The 16429-nt window shown below is 35.7% G+C and carries 13 protein-coding genes; 12 read left to right on the plus strand and 1 reads right to left on the minus strand.

Features of this window, described 5'->3' with window-relative positions; all coding sequences use genetic code 11:
* The first annotated feature begins 2 nt into the window (after positions 1 to 2).
* The 7 genes from IYQ23_RS02750 (at position 3) to IYQ23_RS02775 (ending at position 8319) form a co-directional block, all read left to right on the plus strand.
* A complete protein-coding gene (locus tag IYQ23_RS02750; protein ID WP_195674005.1) occupies positions 3 to 3737 on the plus strand; it encodes an ATP-binding protein in 3735 nt (1244 codons plus the stop codon).
* 288 nt (positions 3738 to 4025) lie between these two features.
* The gene (locus IYQ23_RS09500) at positions 4026 to 4253 is read left to right on the plus strand and encodes a hypothetical protein (RefSeq protein WP_229311650.1); all 228 of its coding nucleotides are present in this window, start codon (positions 4026 to 4028) and stop codon (positions 4251 to 4253) included.
* A gap of 53 nt (positions 4254 to 4306) precedes the next feature.
* A complete protein-coding gene (locus IYQ23_RS09505) occupies positions 4307 to 4609 on the plus strand; it encodes a hypothetical protein (RefSeq protein WP_229311914.1) in 303 nt (100 codons plus the stop codon).
* A gap of 34 nt (positions 4610 to 4643) precedes the next feature.
* Positions 4644 to 4847, plus strand: coding sequence for a hypothetical protein (locus IYQ23_RS02760; protein ID WP_195674108.1), 204 nt, complete (start codon positions 4644 to 4646; stop codon positions 4845 to 4847).
* A 32-nt stretch (positions 4848 to 4879) separates the two neighbouring features.
* Positions 4880 to 5080: a hypothetical protein gene (locus IYQ23_RS09510; RefSeq protein WP_229311915.1), complete on the plus strand. Its 201-nt coding sequence runs from the start codon at positions 4880 to 4882 to the stop codon at positions 5078 to 5080.
* Positions 5043 to 6245 carry a hypothetical protein gene (locus IYQ23_RS09515; RefSeq protein ID WP_229311916.1) on the plus strand — a complete coding sequence of 401 codons (1203 nt, stop codon included), beginning with the start codon at positions 5043 to 5045 and terminating at the stop codon, positions 6243 to 6245. The genes IYQ23_RS09510 and IYQ23_RS09515 overlap by 38 nt, the downstream gene beginning before the upstream one ends.
* Positions 6246 to 6627: 382 nt before the next feature.
* A complete protein-coding gene (locus IYQ23_RS02775) occupies positions 6628 to 8319 on the plus strand; it encodes a phospho-sugar mutase (protein WP_195674006.1) in 1692 nt (563 codons plus the stop codon).
* Between the two features lie 181 nt (positions 8320 to 8500).
* Here IYQ23_RS02775 and IYQ23_RS02780 read toward each other — a convergent pair whose 3' ends face one another.
* Positions 8501 to 9469 carry an NAD(P)/FAD-dependent oxidoreductase gene (locus tag IYQ23_RS02780; protein ID WP_195674007.1) on the minus strand — a complete coding sequence of 323 codons (969 nt, stop codon included), beginning with the start codon at positions 9467 to 9469 and terminating at the stop codon, positions 8501 to 8503.
* 126 nt (positions 9470 to 9595) lie between these two features.
* Here IYQ23_RS02780 and IYQ23_RS02785 point away from each other — a divergent pair, with 126 nt between their 5' ends.
* From IYQ23_RS02785 to IYQ23_RS02805, 5 genes are all read left to right on the plus strand, one after another.
* Positions 9596 to 12139, plus strand: coding sequence for a M1 family metallopeptidase (locus IYQ23_RS02785; protein ID WP_195674008.1), 2544 nt, complete (start codon positions 9596 to 9598; stop codon positions 12137 to 12139).
* Between the two features lie 157 nt (positions 12140 to 12296).
* Positions 12297 to 13040, plus strand: coding sequence for a DeoR/GlpR family DNA-binding transcription regulator (locus IYQ23_RS02790; RefSeq protein WP_195674103.1), 744 nt, complete (start codon positions 12297 to 12299; stop codon positions 13038 to 13040).
* On the plus strand, positions 13037 to 13948 hold the full coding sequence (pfkB, locus tag IYQ23_RS02795) for a 1-phosphofructokinase (protein WP_003043007.1): 912 nt from the start codon (positions 13037 to 13039) through the stop codon (positions 13946 to 13948). Before IYQ23_RS02790 ends, pfkB begins: the two co-directional genes overlap by 4 nt.
* The gene (locus IYQ23_RS02800; RefSeq protein ID WP_195674009.1) at positions 13945 to 15894 is read left to right on the plus strand and encodes a PTS fructose transporter subunit IIABC; all 1950 of its coding nucleotides are present in this window, start codon (positions 13945 to 13947) and stop codon (positions 15892 to 15894) included. The genes pfkB and IYQ23_RS02800 overlap by 4 nt, the downstream gene beginning before the upstream one ends.
* A 160-nt stretch (positions 15895 to 16054) precedes the next feature.
* Complete coding sequence (locus IYQ23_RS02805) at positions 16055 to 16429, plus strand: DUF1149 family protein (RefSeq protein WP_003024043.1); 375 nt, start codon at positions 16055 to 16057, stop codon at positions 16427 to 16429.

The following is a 16429-nucleotide window of genomic DNA, read 5'->3' on the forward strand; positions in this document are numbered from 1 at the left end:
CAGTGGCTAATATTGAAAGTATTAAACAAAAAATACTACAACTGGATGCAGGTTCATTTCAAAATCTTTGTGATTCTTATTTATATAAAACGGGCTATCCGAGTATAGTATCTCTTGGTGGAGAAGCAGGTACACGAAAGACCACTTTAGGTACACCTGATACATATTTTATTGCATCAAATGAAAAGTATGTTTTTGTTGAATACACAACTCAAAGGACAAACTTATTTGCAAAAATTAGGGATGACCTTGAAAAATGTCTTGATACAGCAAAGACAGGTGTTCCATATGACAAAATCTCTGAAATTATTTATTGTCATACTTCATCAAACCTTACACCCTTTCAAGATAGTGAAGTAAAAAAACTGTGTGAAGATGTTGGAGTTAAGCTTGTAATTATCGGAATTGATAAGCTTGCAGAAGATATATATCTTTTCCATCATAATCTTTCACGTGATTTTTTGGGAATATCAATAAGTACAGATCAAATTCAATCATATGATGAATTTATTAATAGTTACAATGCAAATAGAATGGCTGCTCCAATTGACACTAAATTTCTATTCAGAGAAAAAGAATTTCAAGATATCATCAATGCTTATCTTAAAGTGGATGTTGTTATACTTAGTGGTTCATCAGGTACGGGAAAAACACGTTTAGCTTTGCATTATGTAAAAAATCATGCAGATGCTAAGAATGAAAAGACTTACTGTATTCATAGTAATGCATTACCAATATACGAGGATTTAAAACTTTTTTTAGATAAACCAGGAGATTATTTTCTTTTTATTGATGATGCCAATCAATTGTCAGGACTGCAGCATATTATCCGATACGTTAGTATGAAACCAGAGGGATATAATGTAAAAATACTTATTACAGTAAGGGATTATGCACTTCAAAAAGTGATAAACGATGTTCGAGCAATCACTTCTTATGAAATTGTGAATGTAAATGTATTTTCAGAGAATGAGATTAAGGAATTACTTGAAACTTCATTGGGCATTTTGAATTCAGACTATCAAGAACGAATTATAAGAATTGCAGAAGGAAATGCTCGTATTGCTATACTTGCTGGGAAAGTAGCATGCAGTTCAAATCGTTTGGAGTCTATTGATGATGTGTCACAATTATATGAAGACTATTATGGTTCTAATTTAGAAAATAATCAATTTTTTATAGACAAAAATCTGTGTATAACTTCTGGTATAATTGCTTTTCTTGAAGCAATTCATTTAGATTATATTGATGCACTTTTACCAATTTTACAGGAAAAAGGGTTAAATCGAGATAGTTTCATTGAAAATATCCGTATGCTTCACGAGCGGGAGATTGTCGATATTTGTAATGATAAAGCTGTTCGTTTTTCTGATCAATGTTTGTCTAATTATTTGTTAAAATATATTTTCTTTGACAAAAAATTACTTAGTTTGTCGAAGATGATTAAAGCTTGCTTTTCAAGTTACAGAGAGAGAACTGTATCTTCTGTTAATACGTTACTTAATATTTTTAAAAATAAGGCACTTTTAAATTTTGCTGAGAAAGAAATAAAGTTATTATGGGATGAATTATCAACAGAAAAATCGCCAATCTTCTTTGAATTTGTAAAAGTCTTTTTTCGCATTAATCCTACGGAAACACTTTTGCTTTTGCAAAATGAAATTGAATCTGAAGAAAGAGTGATTTGTGAATGGATCGATATAGATACTGAAAAAAGAAAAAATTATCAACATGTGGAAAATGATATCATTAAAATTCTTGGTGGATTTGCAGATATGACTGATTTACCAACCGCTTGTGATTTGTTTTTTCAATATTATCTAAAGCGACCAGATTTATTTATGGAATTTTACCATGCAGTTAATATATATTTTGGTATTCAGAGGGCTTCTTTTCGTAATAGTTTTTACACTCAAATAACTTTTTTTGAAAAAATAATAGAATATTCAAATGATTGGAAACAAGAATTTATTGTAATAATTTTTTTGCAGATAGCAGAAGAATTTCTGAAGTTAAATTTTTCTCCAGCGGAGGAAGGACGAAAGAATGCAATAACCATATATCAGATTCCATTAACTATGTCTAAAGGTGTTGAAAAATATCGTGAGTTAATTTGGGAATCGTTAACTTCTTTGAGTAAAATTGAAAAGTATAGAGAAAAAGTTAGGGAAATTCTTAGTTCTTATGGTGGCATTATTGACGATATAAGCATTCCTGTTTTACAATTTGATTTAAAATATATTGAATTAATTTTGAAGTTAAATTTTCCACCAGATAAATTGGCAAATTACCTTTTAGCAGACAAAATAGTGCAAGTTTTTAGCAGAATGAATTATTATTGTGAATCCTTGTTTTCTGAATATTTTGAAGGAGAGAGCTTTCAATTATATTGTCTTCTTAAAGGACCAGATTATAAAGAAACTGGTTATGAAGAAAATAGAAAACAAAAGCAGCAATCAATTAATCATTACACTTTGAATTGTGATTTACAGATATTTAAGAAGTTAATTGATGTTTGCAACGGTATTTCTGAGCTAGATAACCATTCATATTGGGAGGTCGGTGAAGGATTAGGCATTGCCTTTGATGCTATTTCCGATAAAGCAGATTTGTATGTTGATGCAATTAAATATTATATCAAAAACGATACACCAAACAATTTACATCCATACCATCTAGTAGACAATTTATTTTCATTATTATCCGATTCAGAAGTGTATGAAATTATTATTAGTGAAGAATATAGTCAGAAAAATGCTTGGACATATGCATATTATCATGAATTACCGCCGGGATTAATTACAGAAAAACATTTACAAGGGCTTTATGATTTTTTGAAAGATACTTCTGACAGATATATTACCTCATCATCAATGCGTGATGTAGATTTTCTGGATAAGTATAATGCAATAGATGAATTAGCATTAATAGAAGGTTGCAAAATTATTTTGGATAAAAAAGAGTATTCCTCTTTTATCGTGGATATTTATTTTGGCTTGTTATTTAATTATCATCATAATACACCAAGGGAAGTGATTCAGAAATTTAATTGCAATTTAGAATTGCTTGAAGAAATATACTATGCTATGTTGTCATATGATAAACATCATGATTATGACGGACAATTTTTGAAGGAAATATATTCAGTTAGACCTTCTATACTGGACAAGTATATAGATTATTTAATAAATAGTGACTCTTTTAGTGACCATCAAGAAAAGCATTGTTGCTTTTTTGATTTGGACGATTTTGTAGAAATATATAATAAAATCTTTGAGCAGTTGATAAGAAACCGTCAATATTCTAGGTTGTCAGTACCGTATTTTTTAGAATCTTTATTATTGCCAAAGCAAAATGAGAAAAAGCTGTTAGAAAGACAAGATATGTGGATTCGACAATGTATTCAACGATTCTTCAATGATGAAGCAAAAATGTATTGCCTATTTTCAGTTGTGTCAAAATTAGAGTTCAAAAGAAAAAAAGAATATATCTTGCTCTTTCTTAAGAATAATCCGTTGTTCGAAGACTTTGAAAAAATACCATTAACACCTACTTCTTGTAGTTGGTCAGGTAGTGCAGTACCTATGTATTCAGCTTGGATTGGATTTCTCGAATCATTGTTACCAAATTTTATAGGTTTAAAGTGGATAAAACATAAAAACTATATTGAAACAAAAATTGATGATTTACAAAAACAAATCGAAGCGGAGCAGATAGACGAGATTTTAAGAGGATGATTTATAAATACAAAAAGACTGTATAAATATATAAGTAAAACTATCTGTGAATTGACATTTCATGATGGTTTAACCTACAAATAAAAACAAATTTATCTAAATCTTATTTAAGGTTTAAAAAACATTATGGATGTTGGAGATGTTATTAAGACTGGTTTGGACAATGGTGAGCATGTCGAGTGTGTTGCTCTGCTAGTCAAGGAAGATATAAAATAGTTAGGAGAAAGGGTATAAAAAAGGTTATCTAGAAGGTAATTAGAGCGTAATAGTAAAAATGTGGAGGAGGATATGGAAAAGAGTACAGAAACTATTGAAGCTATTTTAGAGGCGTATCAACAAGCTGATGATGATGCAACAGAAATTTTATCTTATATTAATTCTATTTCTAAACCAGTGGAACTAAAAGAATCATCCTTACCCTCATTGGTTAAAAATCTCGAAAATAAGGAATCAGATGTTACAAAAAAATATATGAGTTATGCATCCATAGTCGGGGAACGGTCGCAGCAGCAGTAGGAACTTCGGTTACCATAGGAATGTTTTCCAGCGGGCTAGCTACTGGAGGGACAATGGCAGTTGACGGACTGGGATTAGGAATGATTACTGGATTAAATATTGTATCTATTCCAGCATTGGCATTGCCACTCGCATTAAAAATGTTAAGGAATGCAAAAGTAAAAAGATATCAAAAAGATAACCAAGAATCAATGAGGCAAAAGAAGAAACTTGAAGAAGGAAAAAAGAAACTTACCATTTGGATTTCTAATTTACAACAGCGTGTAACAGAATTAGATGAAATAATGCATAAAGATATGAGTAATAAATTCACTGAATACAAAGAAATTTGCACAAGATATTTCAATACAGATTGATGATTTTCTTAATGTAGATGTAAATAAGAGAATTTTGAAATATAACGAAGTTATTTTGAAGCAGTATAAATTACAAAAAGACTTGGAAGAAAACGTAGATTTTTTGTTTGATGCATATAATAAAATGCATGCTGAAAAACAAGAGTTAGAAAGGCAGATAAATTGTTTAGTTAAACTCTTGAATGCTATAAATTGTCCAGCATCTGTAATCAATAAGGCCTTGAATGAGGAAACATAAATATGATTTCGTATAGAGAAAAAGAGATGGTAATGGTCATGAAATTTATGGCTGATCATTCTAGTGATTTTGCAGAACAGCTTATGGATACTCATAAGAAGATGACTGGTAGCGAAGCGGTTGTCGAATCAATTAATATACTTCCTGAGATATCGAATTATGCCTCTTTAGTAGAGTATGTTAACAGCCAAGGGTATGGATACGATTTTAAGAATGGAAGATTTGTTATCTGAGGAGGATCTGGCTCAACTTGAGAAAGAATACGATGATATTGAAAGTGAGTTCAAAAGTCAAACAGGTTTGAATAAAACTGATGCTCTTTTTATTCTTATTGCAGTAGTATTACAAATGATTCGTCAATTCTTACAACCCTCTGTTAATTTTGATGCGTTCAAAAATAAGAAGGATAGACCGTTACACAATACTACCGCTGATGAGGCTAAGAAATCTGTATATGATAAAGACAAAACAAGTACTATGAAGAATAAGGCGGAGAGCGACAAAACAAAGGGCTCAAGATATTATCATGCCTCAGTTCAAGAAATAGCAGATATAAATCATGTTCCATACGATGTGGTGAGTGGTACAAGAAAATTTAATGTGAAGCTTAGCGGAACGAATCATAGAGACAAGACATTAGGACATGATCCTTGGTTAGGTTATTTATTTGGAACTTGTAATATTTTAACAAATACTATGTCACTTGGAAAAGACAATGCATTTCGTACATTACATGTAGGAAAGGACACATCGGGTAAGCCAGCTGCTATAGCTGAGGCAAATCCGATAAAGATGTTTGAATATACGGTAAAAAGATATAAAAAATCAAAGGCAACAATAGGTCTAGCATTTATTAAGCAAGCCTACCATATTAAATCTGACGAGTATTCGAAAGAAGGATTAAGCTTACCATTTTTGCAGTGGTTGGTAGATTCGGATATTATCAAGGAATTATGTGAGTCAGGAATAGACTATGCGAAATTGGATTTTTGGGGATCAGTCGGAGTTCAGACAGCATTAGCAGAGATGATTAATTACGTAATTTCTGTTGCTCACAGAATTACGATTATTTGCGAAGAAAATAAAAAGAATAACGAAACGATAACTAAAGATCAGTTACTTCAATCACTAAAGAAAAATGTAACTTTACATGAAGTGAGAACAAGAAAAGTTATTATAATTTCTGAAAGCATAGCGTCTTTGGTAAATGCTGGTATTGTACTTATTGCAGTAAAGAGAGGAGCTGGAGATTTGGTGAAAAAGGTTGATATTGGGGGATATATTTCAACTATTTTTCACTTGTTTAATGATATTAGATTTATTACAAAAATAAAAAAAGATTTTATTGCAAAAGCTATTGAAGAAAATTATCAAGACAAATTAGTACAAGTTAAGTAGTTTCTAATATGTCTCCTGTAATATTGCTACCATGATATCAAGCTTTAGCAGGCACCAGACTATGAATTCGAGAAAGTTCATCCTGCAGTCTTGTTTTTACATGCGCATTACGTTAAGTCTGTTGATCTATTATCTAAGCTAGATGTTGCTTATCAGGATATTCTTGCATTAGATGAGAATGATATTCAATTTATTGATTAAAATTTACCTAATCAACAATCACCCACAGAGAGATAAAATCTGTGAAGTTTACATATAAATAACTGTTTTAAACAAAAAACTGCAAGCGTTTTAAAGAAAAATTGGGAAAAGGATTGATAAAAACGAAAAGGTAGTATAGAATGGAATTATTGAGAAATAATATATTAAAAGGAGTCGTTATATGAACTACAAAGAAGTTTATGAACAATGGCTAAACAATGATTTCTTCGATGAAGAAACGAAAGCTGATTTGTTATCTATTAAGGATGATGAAGCTGAAATTGAAGATCGATTTTATAAGGGACTTGAATTTGGGACAGCTGGTCTTCGTGGGAAATTGGGTGCTGGTACCAACCGCATGAATAAATATATGGTAGGAAAAGCAGCACAAGCATTGGCTGAAACCTTGAAAGACCATGGTGAAGAAGCGATTAAAAGAGGTGTTGCAATCAGCTATGATGTCAGATATAAATCAAAAGAATTTGCTGAGTTGACCTGCTCTATCATGGCTGCTCACGGAATCAAAACCTATATTTACAATGGGATTCATCCTACGCCAATGTGCTCGTATGCAATTAGAAAATTGCACTGTAAAGCAGGAGTTATGGTAACGGCTAGCCATAATCCACAAGAATACAATGGCTATAAAGCGTATTGGGAAGAAGGTTCACAGATTTTAGATGATATTGCAGGACAAATTGCAGGTCATATGGATGAAATTGTGAATTTTGAAGACATTAAGTCCATTCCTTTTGAAGAAGCCTTGGAAAGCGGTCTTGCAAATTATATTGATGCATCTGTTGAAGAAGATTACTACCAAGAAGTTCTCAATTTAACAATCAATGAAGATGTTGATAAATCTATTAAGGTTGGCTATACGCCTTTGAATGGTACAGGAAATATTCCTGTCAGAGAAATTCTGAAAAGAAGAGGATTTGAAAATATCTATGTCGTAAAGGAACAAGAATTTCCTGATCCAGATTTTACAACAGTTGGTTATCCCAATCCAGAATTTCCAAAAGCATTTGCCTATTCTGAAAAACTTGGAAAAGAAAATGATTGTGATATTTTGATTGCTAATGACCCAGACTGCGATCGTGTTGCGCTGGAAGTAAGAAATGCAAACGGTGATTATGTCTTTTTAAACGGAAATAAGATCGGTGCTTTGCTTTCTTATTATATTTTTTCACAACGTTCTGCTCTCAATAATTTACCTGAAAATCCTGTCATGGTGAAATCTATTGTTACAGGTGATTTATCTAGAGCGATTGCGAAGAAATATGGTATTGAAACAGTAGAAACCCTGACTGGATTTAAAAATATTTGTGGCAAAGCCAACGAATATGATCGTACTAAAGAAAAAACGTATGTGTTCGGTTACGAAGAAAGTATCGGTTTCTGTTATGGAACTTTTGTCAGAGACAAAGATGCTGTCAGTGCTTCTATGATGATCGTGGAGATGGCTGCTTACTTTAAGAAACAGGGTAAGACTTTGTTAGATGTTTTAAATGATATCTATGCAGAATTTGGTTTCTATAATGAAAGACAAGTTTCTCTTGAGTTAGAAGGTGTAGAAGGTCAAGAGAGAATCGCTCGCATGATGGAAGAATTTAGAGAACATCCTTTGACAACAGTTGGAGCAATGGAACTTGAAAAAGTGATTGACTTTAAAGATGGCTACCTTGATTTTCCAAAACAAAACTGTTTGAAATATTACTTTAAAGATGGTTCATGGTATGCACTCAGACCGTCAGGGACCGAACCTAAAATTAAACTATACATCTATTCAATTGGTAAAGACGAAAAGGAAAGTGTTGAAAAACTCGATCTCATCGAAAAGGCTTGCCGAGAAAAAATGGATAGCGTGAAATAAGCACATATAAAAGAGTTTGGGACAAAAAGATTTCAATTTTTAAAAATCTTAATTATTAAGCCCTTCAAATCTATAATTAAATGCGAAAAGCGAACAAAGCAGAATTCTGATTACCAGAAAACTAGCTTTGTTCGCTTTTTATATTTGAGGTCGGACTTTTGTCCCAGCTTCTTTTTGCCTTTTAAAGACTGGTCGAATGTTTTGGCTGTATTTTTTGGTCGGGATAGATATAATTCATGGCGTTGTTGATAGCTGTAGGAGCTTCGCCTAGTCCTGTGGCTATCAAATCAATCTTTCCGTCATAGCTACAGCAATCGCCAGCAGCATAGATACCTGCGACAGAAGTTTCTTGTTTGCTATTGACGATAATCTTGTGGCGATTGAGCTGTAGTCCCCATTTTTTCAAATTCCCGACAGATGATTTAAAGCCATAATTGACAAAAAGCTGATCAAGCGGCAAGAGCTCCATTTCATCGCTTTTCACTTTAGTGATTTCAAGATGAGTGAGTTTGTTTCCTTCACCTATAAGTTGACTTGGGATAAATGGTGTTTTAATCGTGACAGTAGAAGCTTTTAGCTCATTGACACTGTGTTCTAAAGCACGGAAATTATCCCTGCGGTGAATGATGCTGGTCGGTGCAATCTTATCAAAAGCCAATGCCCAATCAACAGCAGAGTCGCCACCGCCTAGAACAACAATATTTTGTCCAGCATATTGATTGATATTTGACACGTGATAGTGAATGTTTTCAAATTGGTCTACATTTTCTAGTTCAAGCGGACGTGGTTTAAAGGCACCACCTCCCATAGCAATCAAAATGGCTTTTGAGATATGTTTCCCATTGCTAGTTGTTAAGGTAAATAATTCATCGTTTTTTTCAATATCTAATACAGTCTCATTGAGATGTATGCTTGTTTCAAATGTTTTTACTTGATCAATCAAACGCTCAATCAATTCCTCACCTGTTAGATTAGTAAAACCAGGAACATCCAGAATTTTCTTTTCAGGATAGAGAATAGCTGGCTGTCCACCGAGCTGAGGTAGCGAATCAATCAAATTCACTTTTGCTTGACGCATGTGAGCATAAAAAGCAGCAAAAAGACCCACAGGCCCCCCACCAACAATCGTAATATCAAAAATTTCAGACATGATTTCTCCTTAAAATAGTAACGTATTTCTATTTTATCACAAAATGAGGAAAACGATAGAGAAATTGTGTTAGGACACGTGAATTATGTTACAATAGTTACAGATTATATTATTAAGGAGACATACATGCAAGCAGTTGCACATTTTATTGAAACATTTGTTCCAGAACATTATGATATTTTTTTAGATTTGAATCGGGAGCAAAAAACGTTCACAGGTAAGGTCAGCATTAGCGGAGAAGCAAAAGGTGAAAAAATTTCTCTTCATCAGAAGGATTTGACAATCCAGTCCGTTGAGGTAGCTGGCGAAGCTCGTCCTTTCTCTGTAGATAATGAAAATGAAGCAGTTTACGTTGAGCTTGGTCAAGCAGGAGTTGTTGAAGTAACGCTGACTTATACAGGTAAAATTACAGATAATATGACGGGGATTTATCCTTCTTACTATACTGTTGATGGAGTCAAAAAAGAAGTTCTTTCTACTCAATTTGAAAGTCATTTTGCACGTGAAGCCTTTCCAAGTGTAGATGAGCCAGAAGCAAAAGCTACATTTGACCTTTCTTTGAAATTTGACCAAGAAGCAGGAGAAATCGCACTTTCAAACATGCCAGAAGTTGATGTAGAAAATCGAAAAGCAACTGGCATCTGGAAGTTTGCAACGACTCCTCGCATGTCGTCTTATCTTTTGGCGTTCGCGGCTGGTGATTTACAGGGTGTTACAGCAAAAACGAAGAATGGTACCTTGGTCGGCGTGTACTCTACCAAAGCTCACCCTGTTTCAAATTTGGAATTTGCTTTAGATATTGCAGTTCGCTCTATTGATTTTTATGAAGAATACTACGGAGTAAAATATCCGATTCCTCAATCTCTGCATGTAGCTTTGCCAGACTTTTCTGCAGGAGCTATGGAAAATTGGGGCTTGGTCACTTATCGTGAAGTTTATCTTTTAGTAGATGAAAATTCAACTGTTACAAGCCGTCAGCAAGTAGCTCTTGTGATTGCTCACGAATTGGCTCACCAATGGTTTGGTAATTTGGTTACAATGAAATGGTGGGATGACCTTTGGCTCAATGAAAGTTTTGCTAATATGATGGAATATGTCTGTGTGAACGCTATTGAGCCGACTTGGAACATTTTTGAGGACTTCCAAACAAGTGGCGTTCCTCTGGCTCTAAAACGGGATGCGACTGACGGTGTTCAATCTGTCCATGTGGAAGTAAAACATCCAGACGAAATCAATACCTTGTTTGACCCAGCAATTGTCTATGCCAAAGGAAGTCGTCTCATGCACATGCTTCGTCGTTGGTTAGGAGATGAAGCCTTTGCAAAAGGTTTGAATGCTTATTTTGCTAAACACCAATACAGTAATACGATTGGTCGTGACTTGTGGAATGCTCTCGGTGCAGCTTCAGGACGTGATGTGGCAGCCTTTATGGATTCGTGGTTAGAACAACCAGGTTATCCAGTTTTAACAGCGGTTGTGGAAAATGATACTCTCAAAATTTCTCAAAAACAATTCTTTATTGGTGAAAAAGAAGAAAAAGGTCGTCTATGGGTTGTACCATTGAATAGTAATTGGACTGGTATTCCAGATACTTTAGAAACCGAAACGCTTGAAATTCCAAATTATGCAGCTCTGGCAGCTCAAAATGAAGGAGCGCTTCGTTTTAATACAGAAAATACAGCGCATTACATTACTGATTATCAAGGCGAATTGCTAGACAATATTTTGGCAACTATTACAGACTTAGATAATACAAGTAAGTTGCAAGTGGTGCAAGAACGTCGTTTGTTGGCTGAAGCTGGTTTCGTTTCATTTGCAGACTTGATTCCAGTGGTTAAAAAATTGACCAATGAAAGATCTTATCTTGTAGTATCTGCTGTGAAAGCTGTGCTAACTAGTTTGAAGACTTTTGTGGACGAAGGGACAGAAACAGAGGTTGCTTTTAAGAAATTACTTGTTAAGCTGAATCAAGCTAACTTTGACCGACTTGGTTTTGAAGCTAAAGCAGGCGAAACAGATGAAGATGAATTGGTTCGTCAAATCGTTGTAGCGAATATGATTGCGGCTGATGATGAAAAAGCGAGTCAAAAAGCTAGCCAAATTTTTGAAGCTTATCACGATACTTTGGAAAAACTTCCTGCAGCCACTCGCTTGCAAATTTTGATTAACCAAATCAAACACCATGAGACAAAGGAATTGACCGATAAATATCTAGCAACCTACATTGCAACGGTTGATGGCAACTTCCAACGTCAATTGGCTTCTGCTCTATCTTATACGAAGAATGAAGCAACTCTAGCGCATCTTTTAGAAGAATGGAAAAATAAAGATGTTGTGAAACCACAGGATTTAGCAATGAGTTGGTATTTTACTTTCTTACAACATGATTTCACACAAGGAACTGTCTGGACCTGGGCGCGTGACAATTGGGATTGGATTAAGGCAGCTCTTGGTGGAGATATGAGTTTTGACAAATTTGTCATTTATCCAGCAAGTACCTTTAAGACGTATGAACGTTTAGCAGAATACAAAGCCTTCTTTGAACCACAATTATCTGATTTGGCAATTAGCCGTAATATTAGTATGGGAATCAAAGAAATTTCCGCTCGTATTGATTTGATTGACAAAGAAAAAGCAGCTGTTGAAGCAGCAATCAAAGCGACAGTATAACAGTATAGAAAAGAAAAGGTTGAATACGAATTTCAGCCTTTTCTTATTGTATTTCGATATTTTATTAAAAATGACAGTTTTTGAAAGAAAATGCTTGACTTTGAAATGAATTAGTGTATAATAAATCTGTAAACGATTGCAGGAAGAGGTGAGGTCTATCTTAAAATCAGAACGCAAACAGGTAATTTTAGAGGAAATCAATCATCATCAAGTTGTTTCTCTGGATAGCTTAGTTCGTTTGTTAAATACGTCTGAATCAACAGTTCGTAGAGATTTAGACGAATTGGAAGATGAAAGAAAGCTGCGCCGGATTCACGGTGGAGCAGAAAGCATTCATTTCCTTCAAGAGGAAGAAAGCAATCAAGAAAAATCTATCAAAAACGTTCAAGATAAATTGCGAATTGCTCAAAAAGCGGCGGAATTGATACAAGAACAGGATGTTATTTTTATTGATGCTGGAACGACAAATGAATTGTTAATCAATGAGCTTTCAAGCAAACATATGACGGTTGTAACCAACTCCATTCACCATGCTACAAAGTTAGTTGAGAAAAACATTCCAACGGTTATTATCGGAGGAGTTGTCAAAAGCTCAACAGATGCTAGTATCGGTGGTGTTGCTTTGAACCAAATCGGTCAGTTGAATTTCAATAAAGCTTTTATTGGTATGAATGGAATTGATGAAAATTTCTATACAACGCCTGATATGGACGAAGGAGCAGTCAAGCGAGCGATTCTTGAAAACGCCAAGCAGACTTATGTCTTAGCTGACGCCTCAAAAATCGGTCAGACCTCTTTCGTGAAAGTCGCACCTATCAAACGCGCAAGCATTATTACTAGTACTTGTACCAATGAGCAATTGGAGAAGATAAAAGAAAAAACGGAGGTTATTGAAGTATGATTTATACTGTTACGCTTAACCCTTCTATTGACTATATTGTCCGTTTGGATAAGGTCAATGTTGGAAGCGTGAATCGTATGGAGAGCGATGATAAATTTGCTGGTGGCAAAGGTATCAATGTCAGTCGTGTGCTCAAACGTTTGGGAATTGACAATACAGCGACTGGCTTTATCGGTGGCTTTACTGGAAAATTTATTACTGATACCTTGGAAAATGAAGCGATTGCGACCAAGTTTGTCCAAGTGTCAGAGGATACGCGTATCAACGTCAAGATTAAAGCAGATGCTGAGACAGAAATCAATGGAACGGGTCCGACCGTCTCACCAGAGCAGTTGGCAGCATTAAAAGATATTCTTTCAGGGCTGTCAGAGAAAGATACAGTTGTCTTTGCAGGGTCAAGCAATAAAAATTTAGGAAATGTCGTCTACAAAGAGTTAATTAGCCTGACGAGACAAACTGGAGCACAAGTCGTTTGTGATTTCGAGGGACAAACACTTATTGATTCACTGGAATTTCAGCCATTATTGGTCAAACCAAACAATCATGAACTGGGTGATATTTTCGGAGTGAAGCTGGAAAAGCTGGATGAGATTGAGAAATATGCTCGTGAAATTCTAGCCAAGGGTGCGCAACATGTCATTATTTCTATGGCAGGTGATGGAGCGCTTTTGGTAACAAAGGACGGAGCTTATTTTGCAAAACCAATCAAGGGAATCGTAAAAAATTCTGTCGGAGCTGGTGACTCAATGGTTGCAGGCTTTACTGGGGAATTTGTTCGTTCAGGAAATGCTGTTGAAGCCTTCAAATGGGGAGTGGCTTGCGGAACGGCAACGACTTTCTCTGATGACTTGGCAACAGCCGCTTTTATTAACGAAACATATGAAAAAGTAGAGGTAGAAAAAATATGAAAATTCAGGATTTACTGAGAAAAGATGTGATGTTGCTTGATTTACAAGCAACTGAAAAAACAGCTGCTATTGATGAAATGATTCGCAGTTTAGTTGACCACGGTTATGTGACAGATTTTGAAACATTCAAAGAAGGAATCTTGGCTCGTGAAGCTTTAACGTCAACAGGCTTGGACGACGGGATTGCCATGCCACACAGTAAAAATGCGGCAGTCAAAGAAGCAACTGTTCTTTTTGCAAAATCAAACAAAGGTGTGGATTATGAAAGTTTAGACGGGCAACCGACAGATTTGTTCTTCATGATTGCTGCACCAGAAGGAGCGAACGATACTCACTTGGCTGCACTTGCAGAATTGTCACAGTACCTGATGAAAGATGGATTTTCAGACAAACTTCGTCAAGTAACTTCGCCAGATGAAGTGATTGCATTATTTGACCAAGCATCTGAAAAAGCAGCAGAACCTACAACGGTAGCACCGGCAACCAAAGATGGTGATTTCCTTGTTGCGGTAACAGCATGTACAACGGGAATTGCACATACTTATATGGCGCAAGAAGCTCTTCAAAAGGTAGCAGCTGAAATGGGAGTTGGTATCAAGGTTGAAACCAACGGTGCTAGTGGTATCGGAAACAAACTAACCGCAGAAGATATTCAAAAAGCAAAAGCGGTTATTATTGCGGCTGATAAAGCTGTGGAAATGGATCGATTTAACGGCAAGCCATTGATTAACCGCCCAGTTGCTGACGGTATTCGTAAGACAGAAGAGTTGATTAACTTGGCATTGTCAGGAAAAGCAGAAGTATATCATGCAGCCAATAAAGCAGCTACGTCCTCTTCAGCGAATGCAGCAGGCGGTTTCTACAAACACTTAATGAGTGGTGTTAGCCAAATGCTTCCATTCGTTATTGGCGGTGGTATCATGATTGCGGTGGCATTCTTGATTGACCAAGCAATGGGAGTACCAAAAGATCAATTGGCAAATCTCGGTACTTATCATGAGTTGGCAGCTATGTTTAAGAATATTGGTGGCTTGGCCTTTGGCTTTATGCTTCCTGTACTTGCTGGTTATATCGCTTATTCTATTGCTGAAAAACCAGGTTTAGCGCCAGGTTTTGTAGCAGGTAGTATGGCTTCCGCAGGTCTTGCTTTTGGTAAAATTCCATTTGCAGAAGGTGGGAAAGCGACTCTTGCACTTGCTGGTGTACCTTCTGGTTTCCTTGGAGCCCTAGTGGGTGGTTTCCTTGCAGGTTACGTTGTAAACTTCCTTAAAAAAGCCTTGAGTGGTCTTCCAAAGTCGCTTGAGGGTATCAAGTCCATTCTACTCTACCCGCTGTTGGGAACCTTGCTAACTGGCTTCTTGATGTTGTTGGTGAATATTCCAATGGCAGCTATCAATACTGGCTTGAATAGTTTCCTAGAAGGCTTATCTGGTAGTTCAGCTGTCCTCCTTGGACTCGTTGTAGGTGGTATGATGGCTATTGATATGGGCGGTCCCTTCAACAAAGCGGCTTATATCTTTGGTACAGGAACTCTTGCAGCAACTGTTTCAACAGGTGGTTCAGTTGTAATGGCAGCGGTTATGGCTGGTGGTATGGTTCCACCTCTTGCAGTCTTTGTCGCAACCCTTCTATTCAAAGATAAATTCACAGAAGAAGAACGCAATTCAGGCTTGACAAACATTGTTATGGGACTATCCTTCATCACTGAAGGTGCTATTCCATTTGGTGCTGCTGACCCTGCCCGTGCCATTCCAAGCTTTATGGTTGGTTCAGCCTTAGCAGGCGCACTTGTCGGCATGGCTGGTATTAAACTCATGGCACCACACGGAGGTATCTTCGTTATTGCACTTACTTCAAATGCTCTTCTCTATATCATCTTCATCTTGATTGGCGCAATTGTAAGTGGTGTGTTATTCGGAGCGCTTCGCAAACCATTGAATAAATAATGATGAGTTTCATCGTTCTAGGAGTTGGAGAAAAATTCTTTAGCTCCTTTTTTAATCTAAAAGAAACATTGAAAGGAGATGATTTTCATACTGATTAAAATAGTCAGGCGCTGGAAAATATGTTATAATTTTAATAACGCATATTTTGAGGAGAAATGAAATGGAATTACAACGCGAAAAAGAATTTGTCAGTCAATATCACTATGACGCACGTAATTTAGAGTGGGAAAAAGAAAACGGAACCCCAGAAACAAAAGTGGATGTCAATTTTCAATTGTTAAATCAAGATCAAGAAGGACAAGTAACTTCTATCGTTGTAATTGTGAGCTTTATGATTGTCTTTGATGCTTTTGTAATTAGTGGAACAATCTCACAAGTCAACCATATCATGGGACAAATTGTCAATGAGCCAAGTGAATTTGAGCAGGACGAAGTGGAACAACTAGCTCGTCCAAGTTTGTCCGTCTTAAATCGTTTGACCTATGAAGTAACAGAAATCGCCTTGGATTTACCAGGTATCAATTTGGAGTTTTAA

This window comes from Streptococcus sp. HF-100 (assembly GCF_015594635.1).
Lineage (GTDB): Bacteria > Bacillota > Bacilli > Lactobacillales > Streptococcaceae > Streptococcus > Streptococcus vaginalis.

Coding starts and splice junctions, on each gene's coding strand:
- IYQ23_RS09500 (WP_229311650.1), top strand. CDS start 4,026: ATGGAAAAGAGTACAGAAACTATTGAAGCTATTTTAGAGGCGTATCAA.
- IYQ23_RS09505 (WP_229311914.1), top strand. CDS start 4,307: ATGGCAGTTGACGGACTGGGATTAGGAATGATTACTGGATTAAATATT.
- IYQ23_RS09510 (WP_229311915.1), top strand. CDS start 4,880: ATGGTCATGAAATTTATGGCTGATCATTCTAGTGATTTTGCAGAACAG.
- IYQ23_RS09515 (WP_229311916.1), top strand. CDS start 5,043: ATGGATACGATTTTAAGAATGGAAGATTTGTTATCTGAGGAGGATCTG.
- IYQ23_RS02775 (WP_195674006.1), top strand. CDS start 6,628: ATGAACTACAAAGAAGTTTATGAACAATGGCTAAACAATGATTTCTTC.
- IYQ23_RS02780 (WP_195674007.1), bottom strand. CDS start 9,469: ATGTCTGAAATTTTTGATATTACGATTGTTGGTGGGGGGCCTGTGGGT.
- IYQ23_RS02785 (WP_195674008.1), top strand. CDS start 9,596: ATGCAAGCAGTTGCACATTTTATTGAAACATTTGTTCCAGAACATTAT.
- pfkB (WP_003043007.1), top strand. CDS start 13,037: ATGATTTATACTGTTACGCTTAACCCTTCTATTGACTATATTGTCCGT.
- IYQ23_RS02800 (WP_195674009.1), top strand. CDS start 13,945: ATGAAAATTCAGGATTTACTGAGAAAAGATGTGATGTTGCTTGATTTA.
- IYQ23_RS02805 (WP_003024043.1), top strand. CDS start 16,055: ATGGAATTACAACGCGAAAAAGAATTTGTCAGTCAATATCACTATGAC.